At 56.5% G+C, this 16,012-nt stretch carries 17 protein-coding genes; 7 read left to right on the top strand and 10 right to left on the bottom strand.

What is annotated here, in order from left to right:
• Positions 1–2 precede the first annotated feature (2 nt).
• Entirely contained in the window at positions 3–1,547 is a 1,545-nt protein-coding gene (gene gpmM, locus SPH27_RS18450) for a 2,3-bisphosphoglycerate-independent phosphoglycerate mutase (RefSeq protein WP_182071933.1), read from the bottom strand.
• A 247-nt stretch (positions 1,548–1,794) separates the two neighbouring features.
• Between gpmM and SPH27_RS18445 the strand changes: the two genes are divergently transcribed.
• The 5 genes from SPH27_RS18445 (at position 1,795) to cysE (ending at position 4,904) form a co-directional block, all read left to right on the top strand.
• The gene (locus SPH27_RS18445) at positions 1,795–2,226 is read left to right on the top strand and encodes a rhodanese-like domain-containing protein (protein WP_023309913.1); all 432 of its coding nucleotides are present in this window, start codon (positions 1,795–1,797) and stop codon (positions 2,224–2,226) included.
• 11 nt (positions 2,227–2,237) lie between these two features.
• Positions 2,238–2,489 carry a glutaredoxin 3 gene (gene grxC, locus SPH27_RS18440; protein ID WP_023309914.1) on the top strand — a complete coding sequence of 84 codons (252 nt, stop codon included), beginning with the start codon at positions 2,238–2,240 and terminating at the stop codon, positions 2,487–2,489.
• A gap of 32 nt (positions 2,490–2,521) precedes the next feature.
• Positions 2,522–2,989: a protein-export chaperone SecB gene (secB, locus tag SPH27_RS18435; protein ID WP_003860835.1), complete on the top strand. Its 468-nt coding sequence runs from the start codon at positions 2,522–2,524 to the stop codon at positions 2,987–2,989.
• On the top strand, positions 2,989–4,008 hold the full coding sequence (gene gpsA / locus SPH27_RS18430; RefSeq protein WP_023309915.1) for an NAD(P)H-dependent glycerol-3-phosphate dehydrogenase: 1,020 nt from the start codon (positions 2,989–2,991) through the stop codon (positions 4,006–4,008). Before secB ends, gpsA begins: the two co-directional genes overlap by 1 nt.
• A gap of 74 nt (positions 4,009–4,082) precedes the next feature.
• Positions 4,083–4,904: a serine O-acetyltransferase gene (cysE, locus tag SPH27_RS18425; protein ID WP_008502718.1), complete on the top strand. Its 822-nt coding sequence runs from the start codon at positions 4,083–4,085 to the stop codon at positions 4,902–4,904.
• Here cysE and trmL read toward each other — a convergent pair.
• The 9 genes from trmL to SPH27_RS18380 all read right to left on the bottom strand — a co-directional run bounded on the left by trmL (position 4,901) and on the right by SPH27_RS18380 (position 14,996).
• On the bottom strand, positions 4,901–5,374 hold the full coding sequence (gene trmL / locus SPH27_RS18420; protein WP_182071935.1) for a tRNA (uridine(34)/cytosine(34)/5-carboxymethylaminomethyluridine(34)-2'-O)-methyltransferase TrmL: 474 nt from the start codon (positions 5,372–5,374) through the stop codon (positions 4,901–4,903). The genes cysE and trmL overlap by 4 nt on opposite strands.
• Positions 5,375–5,419: 45 nt before the next feature.
• Positions 5,420–6,760 carry an MFS transporter gene (locus tag SPH27_RS18415; RefSeq protein ID WP_182071937.1) on the bottom strand — a complete coding sequence of 447 codons (1,341 nt, stop codon included), beginning with the start codon at positions 6,758–6,760 and terminating at the stop codon, positions 5,420–5,422.
• Between the two features lie 182 nt (positions 6,761–6,942).
• Positions 6,943–8,130, bottom strand: coding sequence for an FMN-dependent L-lactate dehydrogenase LldD (lldD, locus tag SPH27_RS18410; protein ID WP_182071945.1), 1,188 nt, complete (start codon positions 8,128–8,130; stop codon positions 6,943–6,945).
• Positions 8,127–8,900, bottom strand: coding sequence for a transcriptional regulator LldR (gene lldR, locus SPH27_RS18405; RefSeq protein ID WP_023294814.1), 774 nt, complete (start codon positions 8,898–8,900; stop codon positions 8,127–8,129). The genes lldD and lldR overlap by 4 nt, the downstream gene beginning before the upstream one ends.
• Positions 8,897–10,552: an L-lactate permease gene (gene lldP / locus SPH27_RS18400; RefSeq protein WP_032650757.1), complete on the bottom strand. Its 1,656-nt coding sequence runs from the start codon at positions 10,550–10,552 to the stop codon at positions 8,897–8,899. Before lldP ends, lldR begins: the two co-directional genes overlap by 4 nt.
• A gap of 279 nt (positions 10,553–10,831) precedes the next feature.
• Positions 10,832–11,194 carry a YibL family ribosome-associated protein gene (locus SPH27_RS18395; RefSeq protein WP_010436679.1) on the bottom strand — a complete coding sequence of 121 codons (363 nt, stop codon included), beginning with the start codon at positions 11,192–11,194 and terminating at the stop codon, positions 10,832–10,834.
• A 58-nt stretch (positions 11,195–11,252) separates the two neighbouring features.
• A complete protein-coding gene (gene mtlR / locus SPH27_RS18390) occupies positions 11,253–11,843 on the bottom strand; it encodes a mannitol operon repressor MtlR (protein WP_033147025.1) in 591 nt (196 codons plus the stop codon).
• Entirely contained in the window at positions 11,840–12,988 is a 1,149-nt protein-coding gene (gene mtlD, locus SPH27_RS18385) for a mannitol-1-phosphate 5-dehydrogenase (RefSeq protein ID WP_032665121.1), read from the bottom strand. The genes mtlR and mtlD overlap by 4 nt, the downstream gene beginning before the upstream one ends.
• 100 nt (positions 12,989–13,088) lie before the next feature.
• Positions 13,089–14,996, bottom strand: a complete 1,908-nt coding sequence (locus tag SPH27_RS18380) for a PTS mannitol transporter subunit IICBA (protein WP_023309922.1) — start codon at positions 14,994–14,996, stop codon at positions 13,089–13,091.
• A 170-nt stretch (positions 14,997–15,166) separates the two neighbouring features.
• On the opposite strand from SPH27_RS18380, the gene SPH27_RS18375 reads away from it, so the two are divergent.
• On the top strand, positions 15,167–15,403 hold the full coding sequence (locus tag SPH27_RS18375; protein ID WP_143345925.1) for a hypothetical protein: 237 nt from the start codon (positions 15,167–15,169) through the stop codon (positions 15,401–15,403).
• A 252-nt stretch (positions 15,404–15,655) separates the two neighbouring features.
• The gene (locus SPH27_RS18370) at positions 15,656–16,012 is read left to right on the top strand and encodes a DUF3302 domain-containing protein (RefSeq protein ID WP_008502729.1); all 357 of its coding nucleotides are present in this window, start codon (positions 15,656–15,658) and stop codon (positions 16,010–16,012) included.

Here is a 16,012-nt window from a genome sequence, read left to right as displayed (position 1 = left end):
GATTATTCCACGATGAACAGCGGCTTACCAGTCATCTCTTCAGGGATCGGCATACCCATCAGCGACAGCATGGTTGGCGCGATGTCAGAAAGCTTGCCGCCTTCCACTGCTTTCAGTGATTTATCACCCACATAAATCAGCGGAACAGGCAGGTTGGTATGGGCCGTGTGGGCCTGGCCGGTCGCCGGGTCGCGCATCTGTTCAGCGTTACCGTGGTCAGCGGTGATCAGCAACTGGCCGCCAACGGATTCAACCGCTTTCGCTACCTGCTCAACGCAGTGGTCCAGCGCTTCAACCGCTTTCACTGCCGCTTCCATCACCCCAGTATGCCCAACCATGTCGCCGTTCGGGTAGTTACAGATGATGGTGTCGTACTTACCGCTCTTGATGGCCGCAACCAGTTTCTCAGTCAATTCTGCAGAGCTCATTTCTGGCTGCAGATCGTAGGTAGCGACTTTCGGAGAGTTGATCAGAATGCGGTCTTCGCCTTTGAACGGCTCCTCAACGCCGCCGTTAAAGAAGAAGGTCACGTGCGCGTATTTTTCAGTTTCGGAAATACGCAGCTGCGTTTTGTCGTTCTTCGCCATCCACTCGCCAAAGGTGTTTGCCAGAGATGCTGGCGGATACGCGCAAGGCGCTTTGATGTCTGCGGCGTATTCAGTCAGCTGGATGAAATCGAGGTTTACCACTTTCTTACGGGCAAAACCGTCGAAGTCGCTGTTGACGAACGCACGGGTGATTTCACGGGCGCGATCAGCGCGGAAGTTCATGAAGATCAGCGCGTCGCCATCTTCCATGGCGGCATCAGCCTGGCCTTCAGCGCGAATCACGGACGCTTTCACGAATTCGTCGTTTTCATCACGCGCATAGGCCGCTTCCAGCGCCTCAACGGCGGTCGCGAACTGGAATTCACCTTTTGCCAGGGTCATCAGGTCATAGGCCTGTTCAACGCGATCCCAGCGGTTGTCGCGGTCCATAGCGTAGTAACGGCCAATGATGGATGCTACGCGGCCCTTACCCAGCGCGGCGAATTTCTCTTCGAAGGCTTGCAGAGAGCCTTTTGCGCTACGTGGTGGCGTATCGCGACCGTCCAGGAAGGCGTGCAGATAGATTTTTTCTGCACCGCGCCCGGCGGCCAGTTCAACCATCGCCATGATGTGATCTTCGTGGCTGTGAACGCCGCCAGCAGAGAGCAGGCCCATGATGTGTACGGCCTTGCCAGCGGCAACGGCTTTATCGACCGCGCCAGACAGCGTTGGGTTGGAGAAGAAGGTGCGTTCTTTAATTTCAACGTCCAGACGCGTCAGATCCTGATACACAATACGCCCGGCGCCCAGGTTTACGTGACCGACTTCGGAGTTGCCCATCTGGCGGTCCGGCAGACCCACTTCCAGGCCAGACGCGTCAATCAGCGTATGCGGACGTTTCGCCCACAGGGCATCCATGACCGGAGTTTTGGCGTTGAAAATAGCGTTATCCTGGCTATCTTCACGGTAGCCATAGCCATCCAGAATCACCAGTACCATAGGTTTTTTAGAAACCGACATTGCGACAACCTCATGCTCAAGAGTCAAAATTTGCGTAATTTTACTACAGCTGAATCGATCAAATAGCCGCAGAAGATCAAAGAAAGCGCAGGGGCAAGATGTTCACCAGACCATTTTGAGGCTTTTTTTTAGGTGGCATGCCGCAGAAAATGGATTAGGTTATGGTCGCTGGCTGTATTTGCCAGAACGCACAGGTATACTCCTGTCCTGGTTTTTTTTATCACTTAGTCGGGAGTAGTTACCCTCCATGCAAGAAATTATGCAATTCGTTAGCCGCCATCCGGTTCTGAGCATCGCGTGGATTGGCCTGCTGGCTGCTGTGCTGTTCACCACATTTAAGAGCCTGACGTCTAAAATTAAGGTTATCACCCGTGGTGAAGCGACGCGTCTGATTAACAAAGAAGATGCCGTCGTGGTCGATCTGCGTCAGCGTGACGATTTCCGCAAAGGTCACATTGCGGGCGCAATCAACCTGCTGCCAGCTGAAATCAAAGCGAACAACGTCGGTGAGCTTGAGAAACACAAAGCCCAGCCGATTATCGTTGTCGATGCGACCGGCATGCAGGCACAGGAATCTGCCAGCGCGCTTCATAAAGCAGGCTTCGAAAACGTAACGGTGCTGAAAGAAGGTATTTCCGGCTGGAGCGGGGAAAATCTTCCTTTGGTACGCGGTAAATAAGGAGTTCAGTCATGGCCAATATTGAGATCTATACCAAAGCGACGTGCCCGTTCTGTCATCGTGCGAAAGCGCTGCTGAACAGCAAAGGCGTCACGTTCCAGGAACTGCCGATCGACGGTGACGCGATTAAACGCGAAGAGATGATCAAACGTAGTGGTCGCACGACGGTTCCGCAGATTTTTATTGATGCGCAGCACATTGGCGGCTGTGATGACTTGTATGCGCTCGACGCCCGTGGTGGACTCGATCCGCTGCTGAGCTAAGAGACTTTAGGACAATTAAAAAGGGTATTTCCATGTCAGAACAAAACAACACCGAAATGACTTTCCAGATCCAGCGTATCTACACCAAGGACGTCTCTTTCGAAGCGCCAAATGCGCCACATGTTTTCCAGAAAGATTGGCAGCCAGAAGTTAAACTTGATCTGGATACCGCATCTACCCAACTGGCAGATGACGTGTATGAAGTCGTGCTGCGTGTGACCGTTACCGCATCTCTGGGTGAAGAAACTGCATTCCTGTGTGAAGTTCAGCAGGGCGGCATCTTCTCTATCGGCGGTATCGAAGGCAACCAGATGGCGCATTGCCTGGGTGCGTACTGCCCGAACATTCTGTTCCCGTATGCGCGTGAATGCATCACCAGCCTGGTTTCTCGCGGTACATTCCCGCAACTGAACCTTGCGCCAGTTAACTTTGATGCGCTGTTCATGAACTATCTGCAGCAGCAAGCTGGCGAAGGTGCTGAACAACATCAGGATGCCTGATGAGCACTGTTAATGCGTCAATGACTGTGATCGGTGCCGGCTCATACGGCACCGCTCTTGCCATCACGCTGGCAAGAAATGGTCACGAAGTGGTTCTCTGGGGCCACGATCCAAAACATATCGCAACGCTGCAACGCGACCGTTGTAACGTGGCGTTTCTTCCGGACGTTCCGTTCCCCGACTCCCTGCACCTTGAAAGCGACCTTGCGACCGCGCTGGCGGCCAGCCGTAACATTCTGATTGTGGTTCCGAGCCATGTATTTGGCGACGTGCTCCGTCAGATTAAGCCGCTGATGCGCCCGGATGCGCGCATTGTCTGGGCGACAAAAGGACTGGAAGCCGAAACCGGACGCCTGCTGCAGGACGTTGCCCGTGAAGCGCTGGGTGATGAGATCCCGCTGGCGGTCATCTCCGGCCCGACCTTTGCCAAAGAGCTGGCCGCTGGCCTGCCAACGGCGATTTCGCTGGCCTCCACCGATCAGGCCTTCTCCGACGATCTTCAACAGCTGCTGCACTGCGGCAAGAGCTTCCGCGTCTACAGCAACCCCGATTTTATCGGCGTGCAGCTGGGCGGTGCGGTGAAGAACGTGATTGCGATTGGTGCCGGAATGTCAGACGGCATTGGTTTTGGTGCCAATGCGCGTACGGCGCTGATCACCCGAGGACTGACCGAAATGTCCCGCCTGGGCGAAGCGCTGGGTGCCGATCCGGCCACCTTTATGGGGATGGCTGGCCTGGGCGACCTGGTGCTGACCTGTACCGATAACCAGTCTCGTAACCGCCGTTTTGGCATGATGCTCGGACAGGGCAGCGATGTTAAAGGCGCGCAGGAGAAGATTGGTCAGGTGGTTGAAGGCTACCGCAATACCAAAGAAGTCCGCGAGTTGGCGCACCGTTTCGGTGTCGAAATGCCAATAACCGAGGAAATTTATCAGGTATTGTATTGCGGAAAAAATGCGCGCGAGGCAGCATTGACCTTATTAGGTCGCGCGCGCAAGGACGAGCGCAGCAGTAACTAGTCGGAACCGTTGTCACCTGAATGACCCAGCCAGCGCAGAACTGGCTGGTCATTAACTATCGTCTGGAGTAAGCAATGCCGTGTGAAGAACTGGATATCGTCTGGAACAATATTAAAGCCGAAGCCCGGGCGCTGGCCGACTGCGAGCCTATGCTGGCCAGTTTCTACCACGCGACGCTACTCAAGCACGAAAATCTCGGCAGCGCGCTGAGCTATATGCTCGCCAACAAGCTGGCTTCCTCGATCATGCCAGCTATCGCCATTCGTGAAGTGGTGGAAGAGGCGTACGCCGCAGACCCGGAAATGATCGCCTCTGCCGCCTGCGATATTCAGGCCGTGCGCACGCGTGACCCCGCGGTCGATAAATATTCTACGCCGCTGCTGTACCTGAAAGGCTTCCACGCGCTGCAGGCTTACCGCATCGGCCACTGGCTGTGGAATGAAGGCCGCCGCGCGCTGGCGATCTTCCTGCAAAACCAGGTTTCCGTGACGTTCCAGGTCGATATTCACCCGGCGGCAAAGATTGGCCGCGGGATCATGCTCGACCACGCCACCGGGATTGTCGTCGGGGAAACGGCGGTCATTGAAGATGACGTCTCGATCCTGCAGTCGGTTACCCTGGGCGGTACCGGTAAAACCAGCGGCGATCGCCATCCGAAAATCCGTGAAGGGGTGATGATTGGCGCGGGTGCCAAAATCCTTGGCAATATCGAAGTCGGGCGCGGCGCGAAGATCGGCGCAGGCTCCGTGGTGCTCCAGCCCGTGCCGCCGCATACCACCGCCGCTGGCGTACCGGCGCGCATCGTCGGTAAACCAGACAGCGATAAGCCTTCCATGGACATGGATCAGCACTTCAACGGCATTCACCATACCTTCGAGTATGGTGACGGCATTTAACTTCTGAGAATGGCGCCCGGATACCCCAGCTGGCGCCAGGCTTCATACACCACCACCGACACCGCGTTCGACAGGTTCATGCTGCGGCTGTCCGGCATCATCGGAATACGGATTTTCTGCTCGGCGGGCAGGGCATCCAGGATCGTGGCCGGCAGGCCGCGAGTTTCCGGGCCAAACATCAGATAGTCACCTGCCTGATAGCTCACGGCGCTATGCGCTGGCGTGCCTTTGGTGGTCAGGGCGAACATGCGCTGCGGCTTCTCTGCATCCAGAAACGCGGCGTAATCGTGATGGCGAACGACGGCGGTAAATTCATGATAATCCAGCCCTGCGCGACGCAGACGTTTGTCGTCCCACGTAAAGCCCATCGGCTCAATGATATGCAGACGAAAACCGGTGTTGGCACACAGGCGGATAATATTGCCGGTATTCGGCGGAATTTCTGGTTCGAATAAAACGATGTTAAGCATGCTGCCCCCTTAATTGCGGGGGCAGAATAGCAGAAAAGAGAGGAACTACGCGACGCCGGGTTCCTGCGAGCGGCTGTACAGCATTTTGTAGACGGTTGCCGCAGCGGCTACCAGAGCGGGCACGCTGAGGATCATTAAAATACTGTCTGCCTGCCACTGCATAGAGAGAAGCTGGGCGCTGGTCATGGTTCCCGCCACGCCGCCAAAGCGGCCGATCCCCTGCATCCAGGCGATGCCCGTCGCGCGGCACTCGGTAGGGTAAAAGGTGGCGGCCAGGGTTTGCATGCCCGATTGCGCGCCGTTCATCGCGATCCCCATCAGGAAAATCAGCCCGCCAAACAGGGCGATATGGTTATGCTCAATACCCAGTAAAAGAATAAGGCCCATTGTCAGCACGAAACCACACGCGACAACTTTATGCGCTTCCCAGCGGTCCATCATCCAGCCCGCGAGCAGAATGCCTGCGGTGCCGCCGAAGGTGAACAGCGAGGTGAGCCAGGCGGATTCCGCCAGAGCATAGCCCATCCCCTGCATCAGCGTCGGCATCCAGCTTAGCAGGACGTAGTAAATCACCAGCCCCATAAAATAGGTCACCCACAGCATCAGGGTGCCGGGCAGCCAGGGCATAGAAAACAGCTGCGACACGCTCCCTTTTTTAGAGGCGACTTTCTCCTCCGCCAGGAAAAAGCCCGTGACGCCATCCAGCGTGCTGCGGGCGAACCGGCTGGCGATACGGCGGACCTGCATGACGTCTTTCCCGCGCTGCACCAGAAACTTCACGGACTCCGGTAAAAACAGCGCCAGCAGCAGCGTTAAAATCAGCGGCGCAATCGCCCCGGTCAGCAGCACGCTTCGCCAGCCGTGATGGGGGATAAGCCAGGAAGAGATCGCGCCGCCGCCCGCCGCACCCAGAGGGAAGCCGCAGTACATGGTATCAATCGCCATGGCGCGACAGCGCTGGGGGGCAAACTCCGAGATCAGCGTGATGGCGTTAGGCATTGCGGCACCGAGGCCCAGGCCCGTCAGAAAGCGCCACAGCGTGAGCGTATTCAGACTTTGCGCCCAGGCCGTCCCCAGGCTCGCAAGGCCGAAGAACAGGCACGAAAAGACCAGCACGCGCTTGCGACCCATCCGGTCCGATACCGGACCAGCAATCAGCGCGCCCAGCGACAGCCCCAGCAGCGCCGCGCTCAGCACCGGCCCCAGATCCTGTTTGTGTATCCCCCATTCTGCCGACAGCGTAGGCGCGATGTAACCCATCGCCGCCGTATCAAAACCATCGATCGCCAGAACCAGAAAGCCCAACACAATGAGCAGCCAGTGAAACCCTGAAAAGGGACTCTCATCGATCACCTGCTGAATATCCACCTTACCTGAATACGCCATACGCTCCACTCCGATCTGATGTTGTTTTTGTGTTCTTGTATTTGCTTGTCTATACAATTGCGGACGGCAGGTGGATGTCAAATTTTCTTATCCAATATGTTATCTGGATGTTATTTTTGGCGTAAAAAAGCGCCCGAGGGGGAAATCGGGCGCGTGAGAAAGGTGTATTAACGGAGGAGAATTTACGCCGCGTTTCCCTGAGCAAGTGGCGCCAGTGCCGCCGGTAATTTGCTTAACTCCTGTACCAGGGAATCTCTGCTGATTTCGCTAATCGTTCTTGCTCCTGTCAGCGTCATCGCCACCTTCATCTCTTTTTCGATCAGGTTGAGCAGATTCGCCACCCCTGCCTGGCCCGCCGTCGCCAGCGCATACAGATACGCGCGCCCCAGCAGCACGCTGTCGGCGCCCAGCGCAATCATGCGCACCACGTCCAGCCCGTTGCGGATGCCGCTGTCGGCCAGGATCGCAATATCGCCTTTCACCGCATCGGCGATGGCCGGCAGGGCGCGTGCGGAAGAGAGCACACCGTCAAGCTGGCGTCCGCCGTGGTTAGAGACCACAATCCCGTCTGCGCCAAAGCGGACCGCGTCGCGGGCATCTTCCGGATCGAGGATCCCTTTGATCACCATCGGGCCGTCCCAGAACTCGCGGATCCACTCCAGGTCTTTCCACGAGATCGACGGATCAAAGTTGTTCGCCAGCCAGCCGATGTAATCCTCCAGTCCGGTCGGTTTACCGAGGTAAGCCGAGATATTGCCCAGATCGTGCGGACGACCGTTCAGGCCGACATCCCATGCCCACTGCGGATGGGTCATGGCCTGCCAGTAGCGGCGGAGCGCGGCATTCGGACCGCTCATGCCGGAGTGGGCATCACGATAGCGCGCGCCGGGAGTCGGCATATCGACGGTAAAGACCAGCGTGGAGCAGCCCGCCGCTTTGGCTCGCTCGAGCGCGTTGCGCATAAAGCCGCGATCGCGCAGCACGTACAGCTGGAACCACATCGGGCGCTTGATGGTCGGGGCGACCTCTTCAATCGGGCAGACGGACACGGTGGAGAGGGTAAACGGAATGCCTTTGGCATCCGCCGCAGCGGCAGCCTGCACTTCACCGCGGCGGGCATACATGCCGCATAAGCCCACAGGCGCGAGCGCCACGGGCATGGAGAGCGTTTCGTTGAACAGCTTTGTCTCAAGGCTCAGGTCAGACATATTCTTCAGCACGCGCTGGCGCAGGGCCACTTCCGACAGATCTTCCACGTTGCGGCGCAGGGTGTATTCGGCATACGCCCCACCATCGATATAGTGGAACAGGAACGGGGGCAAAATGCGCTGCGCCGCGGCGCGATAGTCACTGGCTGCTGAAATAATCATGCTTTGTTCTCCCTGGAAATATCACTGTCGCCAGGCAGACGGGTAATACGCGCCTGTCGGGCCTGGTCTTCATCGAATCGTTTAATGGTGGTGTGCACGAAACCGAGATGCGCCATCATCGCTTTGCGTGCGGCCTCGGCATCACCGGCCAGAATGGCGTTGAGCACCGCCTCGTGCTGTTCTGTGAGCTGGGCAAACACCGGCGGAACCAGATACATGCGCTGGCGGCTCTGCTTCACGGAGGATTGCAGCAGGTCGAAGAACCCGCGCATGGTCTGAAGCAGCACCACGTTGTGCGACGCCTCGGCAATCGCCAGGTGAAAACGGACGTCCGCCTGGGAGGCGATGTCCGGGTCGCTGCTTTGCGTGGCCTCAAAGCAGGCGATGAGTTTCTCTTTGTCGGCGTCGGTTGCCCGCATGGCCGCGTGCCAGGCGGTACTGGTTTCGATGGCGTGACGCGCTTCAAGGATGTCGAAGCTGTAGTCCGGGTCGTTCTCCATCAGCGTCTTCAGGGGCTGCACGATGTTTTGCTCGGACCAGTCGTCATGCTGCCAGCGCACAAAGGTGCCGCCGCCGCGACGGCTCACCAGCACGCCTTCGCTGACCAGCGTCGCCAGCGCCTCGCGCAGTGAATTGCGCGACACGCCAAGCTGGGCGGCAAGCTGGCGTTCGGCGGGCAACTTCATGCCCGCTTCAAGCTGTTGTTCTTCAATCAGCGCCCGTACGCGAGAGGCAATCTCGTCGGACAGGCGTCTGGGCATCACTATCATGGGATCATCCAGGTTAAGACATAGGCCTGCAGGGTGGTGATCACCCCGACCATACAGGTGAATATCAGGCTGTGTTTCACGGTAAAGCGGAACAGATCCGACTCTTTACCGACCAGTCCCACCGCCGCACAGGCAATGGCGATGGATTGTGGAGAGATCATTTTCCCGGTCACGCCGCCGGTGGTGTTCGCGGCCACCAGCAGGACGTCCGACACGCCAATCTGCTGGGCTGCCGTTGCCTGCAGGGCGGCAAACAGGGCGTTAGACGAGGTATCGGAACCGGTCAGGAACACCCCCAGCCAGCCGAGGAACGGCGAGAAGAAGGTGAAGGCGTGGCTGGTATGGGCCAGCGCCAGCGCCAGCGTCGATGACAGGCCGGAGTAGTTCGAGATAAACGCGAACGCCAGCACCATGCCGATGGAGTAAATCGGCAGCATCAGCTCTTTAATGGTCGCGGCAAAGGTCTGCACCGCGGCCGCAGGCTTCATGCGCAGCCACACCACGGAAAGAATAGCGGCAAACAGGATGGCGGTACCGGTGGCGGAGAACCAGTCGAATTTATAGACCGCGGCATACGGCGTAGCGGCGTGCACCACCGGCGGCATACGGGCGACCATCTTGTCGAGGAACGGTACGGAGATGTTAATCACCATGTCGTAAAGCGCGCCGCCCGGGGCGAACAGGGCTTTAAACGGCGGGATGCTCCACAGGGTCACCGTTGCGGTCAGGAACAGGAACGGCGACCAGGCGCGGATCACCTGTCCTGCCGTATAGCCCGTACGCGCCAGGGTTTGATCGACCTGCGAGGCGCCCATGTCGGCGAAGCGGAAAATACGCACCGGCTGCCAGCGTTTCAGGAACAGCGTCAGACAGACCAGCGACACCAGCGAAGAGATGATGTCCGGCAGCTCCGGGCCGAGGAAGTTCGAGCTGAGGTACTGAGCGATAGCGAACGAACCGCCCGCCACCATCACCGCAGGCCAGGTCTCCTTCACGCCGCGCCAGCCGTCCATAATCGCCATGATCCAGAACAGGACGATAATGGTCAGGAAGGGCAGCTGGCGGCCAACCATCTGGCCGATCTCGAAGCTGTCCAGCCCGGTGACCTGTCCGGCCACCAGAATCGGAATACCCATCGCGCCAAACGCAACCGGCGCGGTGTTCACAATCAGGCACAGGCCAGCGGCATAGAGCGGGTTAAAGCCCAGACCGACCAGCAGCGCGGCGGTGATCGCCACCGGTGCGCCAAAGCCTGCCGCACCTTCCAGAAATGCCCCGAAGGAGAAGCCGACAATCAGCATCTGCAGGCGCTGGTCCGGCGTGATGGAAAGAATCGACGAGCGGATTATGTCGAACTGCCCGGTTTTCACCGAGATTTTATAGACAAAGACCGCCGCGATGATGATCCACGCAATCGGCCACAGGCCGTAGAAGAAACCGTAGACGACGGAGGCCAGCGCGCGATCGACCGGCATTTTGTAGAAGAACAGCGCCACCATCAGAGCGATGGCAACGGTATACGTCGCGGCGAGGTAGCCCTTCAGCTTGAGCTTAATCAGCGCAAAGAAGAAGAACAGGATCGGAAGCGATGCGATCAGGCTCGACAGCCAGATATTTCCGGCCGGGTCGTAGTTTTGTTGCCAGAGGCTCATGCAGGTCTCCTGGGGACCAGACAGCCTGCGCTGCGGGTGAGTCTCCGCTCAACTCTGCGTCACAGGTTGTGTAAAAGTGGTCCTGCCAATGTTGTGTTGTAGGGTTAATGACAATGAATGGTTAACCAAATGTTATGGTCAGGCAATGAGTTTGTGAGCGGAAATAATGGAATTGTGAACCGGGGAAGAAAGAAAAGGGGGATTGGTAGGGCCAATTTGAAGCAGGGTGGGGCCTGATGCCCTCACCCCGGCCCTCTCCCACAGGGAGAGGGGGAAGTATCAGAACGCGGTCTTACAAAAGCCCGTCATCTCTTTCAGGCCCATTTCGCGGCCAAGCTCGGTCATCGGGTGTACCACCACCAGACCACGGACGCTTTTTTTCAGCTTGCCCATGTCGGCCTGTTCTTTTTTGGTGATCGCGCGGCGGTGCGGCATGTTCATCAGCTTCTGCGCTTCTTTGCTCAGCTTCTGGCCCTTCACTTCGCGCAGGCGCTCGATTTCTGTTTCCAGCGTGGCGGCTTCTTTTTCCAGCTCGGCGTACTTCTCGGCGGAATCGACCAGTGACAGGCCAGCCATCTGGTGGCGGATCAGATCCAGGCGGTCGCTCAGGCGTTTAATTTCGTTCTTTTCGACTTCTTTCATGACAAATAACTCTGAAAACGGGGAATTTACAGGGAAGGATACACCAATGTGAGCGGGCTTACTTCTGAAACGCTTTTTTTAAGCTGATCCGGGAAATCAGCTCAGTCAGGGAGAGCACCATCGTGGAACGGACAACCTGTTGATAACGCAGCTTTTGCATCGCGTAGAGCTCAGGGTCGCTGTTGTCAAAATGGGGAGCAGGGGGGAGCGCGCTGACGCAGTGCAGTTCGCCGAAGGGCCCCAGGATCTCATCATCGGTAAAGGTGTACTCGTTACCGTCATGATTGAGCTCTTCGCGCAGCGCCATTAACAGCTCCGCATCTTCATACTCTTGTCGGTTGAGCACGCCAAGACCATAAATCAGCTTCAGACGCACGGATAAATCGCCCAGCGGTCCGTCTCCGTCCAGTAACGGTTCTACAGCATACTTTACCGCGTAGTCGTCTTTGCGAAACACCTGAAGCACCAGGATATTCACCGCCTCGGTTAACAGCTCGACGGCGGCAATCAGGAAACTTCGTACGGTTTTGCCAGCATTCAGACGCTCAAGCACACGATTTTCAAAGGCCTGGGTTTGTTCCATTATTGCCTGCATATCTGACAATCTATTATCTGGGCGCAGGTTAACCTGCGCCGCACTGTGCATCATTTGGTTGCGTTGTATGCGTTAACCGCCTCCACAACCACGTCGCTGTTGGCGTCCAGACCGGAAATCTGCGCCAGCGCAGCCTGCGCGCCTTTGTCATCAATAAGCTGAGCCAGTTCCTGCGCCTGTGGGTCCTGCTCGCTGCGGTAGTGCATCGCGGCGGCAATGCCTTTCACCAGGTTGGCGTGCGGCAGGCCGTATTCCAGCGTGCCCAGCAGCGGCTTAATCAGACGGTCGCCCGCGCTCAGTTTGCGCAGAGGCTGACGGCCCACGCGCTCAACGTCATCTTTCAGATACGGATTTTCAAAGCGACCGAGGATTTTCTGGATGTATGCTGCGTGTTTATCAGCATCAAAACCGTAGCGTTTGATCAGCACCGCGCCGCTCTCTTCCATTGCCCCTTTTACCACCGCGCGGATCTTCTCATCGAGGATCGCATCACGAATGGTCTGATGACCGGCCAATTTTCCGAGGTACGCGGTTATAGCATGCCCGGTGTTCAGCGTGAAGAGTTTGCGTTCGACAAATGCCATCAGGTTATCGGTTAATTCCATTCCCGGAATGGTCGGCAGGGCGCCTTTAAACTGGGTTTTATCCACGATCCACTCGCTGAAGGTTTCCACGGTCACTTCCAGCGGGTCGTTGGTGGCGGATTCAGACGGCGGAACGATGCGATCCACGGCGGAATCCACAAACCCAACGTGCGCTTCAACCCAGGCTTTGTCTTCGTCGGCTACAGCGTTGAGCACGTGGCCTTTCAGCTGCGTGGTGCCGCGCACCATGTTTTCGCAGGCGATGATGTTCAGCGGAGCGTCGATGCCCTGCGCTTTACGTTTTGCCAGGCCTTTCGCAACCGCAGGGGCGATGCGCTCAAGAACGACCGGACCCACGGCCGTGGTGACCAGATCGACGCTGGCAATCAGGTCGATAACGTCTTCCCCGATGCTGCTGACCGCGTTGACGCCGGATACCGTCTCAACCTGCTCGTTTTCACCGACTACATGGACCTGATAGCTATGACGCGCATTCAGGGCATCCAGGACCACCTGATTCACATCGGCGAATGTCAGCGTAATGCCCGCGTCTGCCAGCAGTTTACCGATAAAACCACGACCGATATTACCTGCGCCAAAATGTAATGCTTTCATAGTGTTAACCTTCATCAATGTTTTTACCCGAGAGGGCTGGGGTGAGGAACTTTTTCCCCTCACCCTAGCCCTCTCCCCCATGGGGGAGAGGGAAGAGGACTTATTTGTTAAGAAGTGCCAGGACTTCTTCCACGCTGGTGGTGCTCGCCAGACGCGCAATGACAGACTCATCGTCCAGCGCGTTGGTCAGGCTGGTAATCACCTGAATGTGCTCGTTGTTGCGAGCGGCGATACCAATCACCAGACGGGCGATGTCGTCTTCTTCTTCACCGAAGCGCACGCCCTGCGGATACTGACAGAATACGACGCCGGTTTTCAGGACGCGATCTTTCGCTTCAACCGTACCGTGCGGCACCGCGATGGATTCGCCCAGGTAGGTTGGCGTCAGTTTTTCGCGTTCCAGCATTGCGTCGACATATTCAGGCTGAACGTAGCCGCCTTTCACCAGCTGCTCGCCGGCAAAGCGAATCGCTTCTTCTTTGGTTGCTGCTGTGCGACCGAGGAAGATGTTTTCCGCACCCAGTTTGAACAGGTGGGCGTTGCTTTCGTCAAAGCTGTCCTGCAGGCTTGAGCGCACTTTCACTTCGTTGTCTTCGTGACGCTGCGCCGCAACCAGACGTTCGGTCAGGCTGGTGTACAGGCCGCTGTCGAGGAAGTTGGTCAGCGAGATGTGCTGTGCCTGCGGCACCTGGCGCATGGCGCGTTCGGTCAGGTCGCGGTGCGTGATGACCAGGTCAACGTCCGGCGGCAGGCTGTTAATGGCGCTGTTGGTGACGGAGATGTTGGTCAGACCCGCATCCTGCACTTTCTTACGCAGCACGCCTGCACCCATTGCGCTGGAACCCATACCGGCGTCACAGGCAACGATGATTTTACGCACGTGGCTCAGGTCGTTAGACACGTCGCCAGCCGCCAGCGGGGTCGCGCCTTTGGATTCGGCTTTCATGTCGTGCATACGACGGGTCGCCGCTTCAATATCGTCGTCTTCTTTCACTTTGCTGGTTTTCAGCAGGATAGAAGAGACCACGAAGGAGACGGCCATGGCCGCACAGATGGCCGCGATGTTCGCGAAGTACGCCCCTTTTGGCGTCATCGCCAGCACCGCCAGGATAGAACCCGGAGAAGCTGGAGACACCAGACCGCCGCCCAGCACGCTCAGGGTGAACACGCCGGTCATACCGCCAAGGATAACGGCCAGGATCAGGCGTGGGTTCATCAGCACGTACGGGAAGTAAATTTCGTGGATACCGCCCAGGAAGTGAATGATTGCCGCACCGCCAGCAGACTGCTTAGCGCTGCCGCGACCAAAGAACATGTACGCCAGCAGTACGCCCATACCCGGACCTGGGTTGGCTTCAATCAGGAAGAAGATAGACTTGCCGAGATCGTGAGACTGCTGAATACCCAGCGGCGAGAAGATACCGTGGTTGATGGCGTTGTTCAGGAACAGGATTTTCGCCGGTTCAACGAAGATAGACGCCAGCGGCAGCATGTCGTGCGCCACCATAAAGTTAACGCCTGCCGCCAGAATTTTAGACAGCACTTCAACCGCTGGGCCAATGCCGAGGAACGCCAGAATCGCGAGGATCATCCCGATGATGCCCGCAGAGAAGTTGTTCACCAGCATTTCGAAGCCGGATTTGATCTTACCATCAACCCAGACGTCGAATTTCTTAATCGCCCAGCCGCCCAGAGGACCGGCAATCATTGCACCGAGGAACATCGGCATATCCGCACCGACGATAACACCCATGGTCGTGATGGCACCCACTACGCCACCACGGTCACCGCCCACCAGACGACCACCGGTGAAACCGATGAGCAGCGGCAGGAGATAGGTAATCATTGGGCCAACAAGTTTCGCCAGCGTTTCGTTAGGCAACCACCCTGTCGGAATGAACAATGCAGTGATGATACCCCACGCGATAAACGCGCCGATATTTGGCATCACCATGTTGCTGAGGAAACGACCAAAGCTTTGAACTTTGATCTTGAAATCGGATGACATAAAACACCCCTTCTTCTGTTTACGCTTAGGCTTGCGGCCCGAGGTTTATTGTTAATGAGGCGGCAGAGGTAGCCGGGCCCTGTTCTGATGCTGTGAAATCTGGCACTGAATCGTTCAACTGTCCAGACAGCGAAAATTTATGTGACGCACATCACGTAAAGGTAGGGGGTGTGGATGTCAATGAAGTGATCTTAGTCACAAAAAAGGTGGGTAAAAAAAATGCGATGGCGAGAAATGCGGCAAAAACCACCCTTTTCTGTGATGGTTGTCACGATTTGGTTTTGTGGGTTTGTTTCTGGATTGTGACTGATTTCACAAAATATTTTTATGCAGATTTCTCCGGCTGTGATCGGCGGCAAACTCTGCTTAGCGATTCGGCGTCAGGATGGCATAGCGCGACACGTTAAGCTAAAAAACCACTTTTGATGTGTGGTATGGCGAAAAGTTAAAACGTGGATTACGCTCATATTGTAAGGTTAAGTATATTATTATTCAGGATATATTTTGACACGCTTATAAACTTGCACGGAGATATTATAAAAAACGATACTCCCCGGCTCTGAAATAACCAGTGTACCTTCTGTATTTCAAAATAAATTAATTAGGTTGCGTACTGTTTTATTAATTCAATGAGTTGACGTTGTTTAAGTGAGGAGAATATGTTTCTCAACTATTTTGCGCTGGGCGTATTGATTTTTGTATTTCTGGTTCTCTTTTATGGAATCATCGCCATCCATGACATTCCTTATAATATGGCCAAAAAGCGAAACCATCCGCATGCCGATGCGATTCACACGGCAGGCTGGATTAGCCTGTTTACGCTCCATGCCATCTGGCCGTTCCTGTGGATATGGGCCACGCTGTACCGTGAAGATCGCGGCTGGGGGATGCAAAACCACATCACCAAGCCTGATGAGGTTCCGGGCATGGATGCGCTGGCCAAACGTGTGGCCGAATTAGAACAAAAGCTGGCCGCGGTACAGCCCACCGCTGATAAGAACACGCTGGAGCGCTAA

Origin of the sequence: Enterobacter sp. A103 (genome assembly GCF_034427535.1) — a bacterium.
GTDB classification, from domain to species: Bacteria; Pseudomonadota; Gammaproteobacteria; order Enterobacterales; family Enterobacteriaceae; genus Enterobacter; species Enterobacter asburiae_B.
The sequence above is the reverse complement of the archived record's forward strand: the minus strand, read 5'-3'. Positions and strand labels throughout refer to the sequence as shown.

What these genes read in the sequence shown, in the direction of transcription:
- SPH27_RS18370 (WP_008502729.1), top strand. Translation starts at nt 15,656, where the DNA reads ATGTTTCTCAACTATTTTGCGCTGGGCGTATTGATTTTTGTATTTCTG.
- gpsA (WP_023309915.1), top strand. Translation starts at nt 2,989, where the DNA reads ATGAGCACTGTTAATGCGTCAATGACTGTGATCGGTGCCGGCTCATAC.
- trmL (WP_182071935.1), bottom strand. Translation starts at nt 5,374, where the DNA reads ATGCTTAACATCGTTTTATTCGAACCAGAAATTCCGCCGAATACCGGC.
- mtlD (WP_032665121.1), bottom strand. Translation starts at nt 12,988, where the DNA reads ATGAAAGCATTACATTTTGGCGCAGGTAATATCGGTCGTGGTTTTATC.
- SPH27_RS18445 (WP_023309913.1), top strand. Translation starts at nt 1,795, where the DNA reads ATGCAAGAAATTATGCAATTCGTTAGCCGCCATCCGGTTCTGAGCATC.
- SPH27_RS18395 (WP_010436679.1), bottom strand. Translation starts at nt 11,194, where the DNA reads ATGAAAGAAGTCGAAAAGAACGAAATTAAACGCCTGAGCGACCGCCTG.
- mtlR (WP_033147025.1), bottom strand. Translation starts at nt 11,843, where the DNA reads ATGATGCACAGTGCGGCGCAGGTTAACCTGCGCCCAGATAATAGATTG.
- secB (WP_003860835.1), top strand. Translation starts at nt 2,522, where the DNA reads ATGTCAGAACAAAACAACACCGAAATGACTTTCCAGATCCAGCGTATC.
- SPH27_RS18415 (WP_182071937.1), bottom strand. Translation starts at nt 6,760, where the DNA reads ATGGCGTATTCAGGTAAGGTGGATATTCAGCAGGTGATCGATGAGAGT.
- lldR (WP_023294814.1), bottom strand. Translation starts at nt 8,900, where the DNA reads ATGATAGTGATGCCCAGACGCCTGTCCGACGAGATTGCCTCTCGCGTA.
- grxC (WP_023309914.1), top strand. Translation starts at nt 2,238, where the DNA reads ATGGCCAATATTGAGATCTATACCAAAGCGACGTGCCCGTTCTGTCAT.
- SPH27_RS18380 (WP_023309922.1), bottom strand. Translation starts at nt 14,996, where the DNA reads ATGTCATCCGATTTCAAGATCAAAGTTCAAAGCTTTGGTCGTTTCCTC.
- cysE (WP_008502718.1), top strand. Translation starts at nt 4,083, where the DNA reads ATGCCGTGTGAAGAACTGGATATCGTCTGGAACAATATTAAAGCCGAA.
- lldD (WP_182071945.1), bottom strand. Translation starts at nt 8,130, where the DNA reads ATGATTATTTCAGCAGCCAGTGACTATCGCGCCGCGGCGCAGCGCATT.
- lldP (WP_032650757.1), bottom strand. Translation starts at nt 10,552, where the DNA reads ATGAGCCTCTGGCAACAAAACTACGACCCGGCCGGAAATATCTGGCTG.
- gpmM (WP_182071933.1), bottom strand. Translation starts at nt 1,547, where the DNA reads ATGTCGGTTTCTAAAAAACCTATGGTACTGGTGATTCTGGATGGCTAT.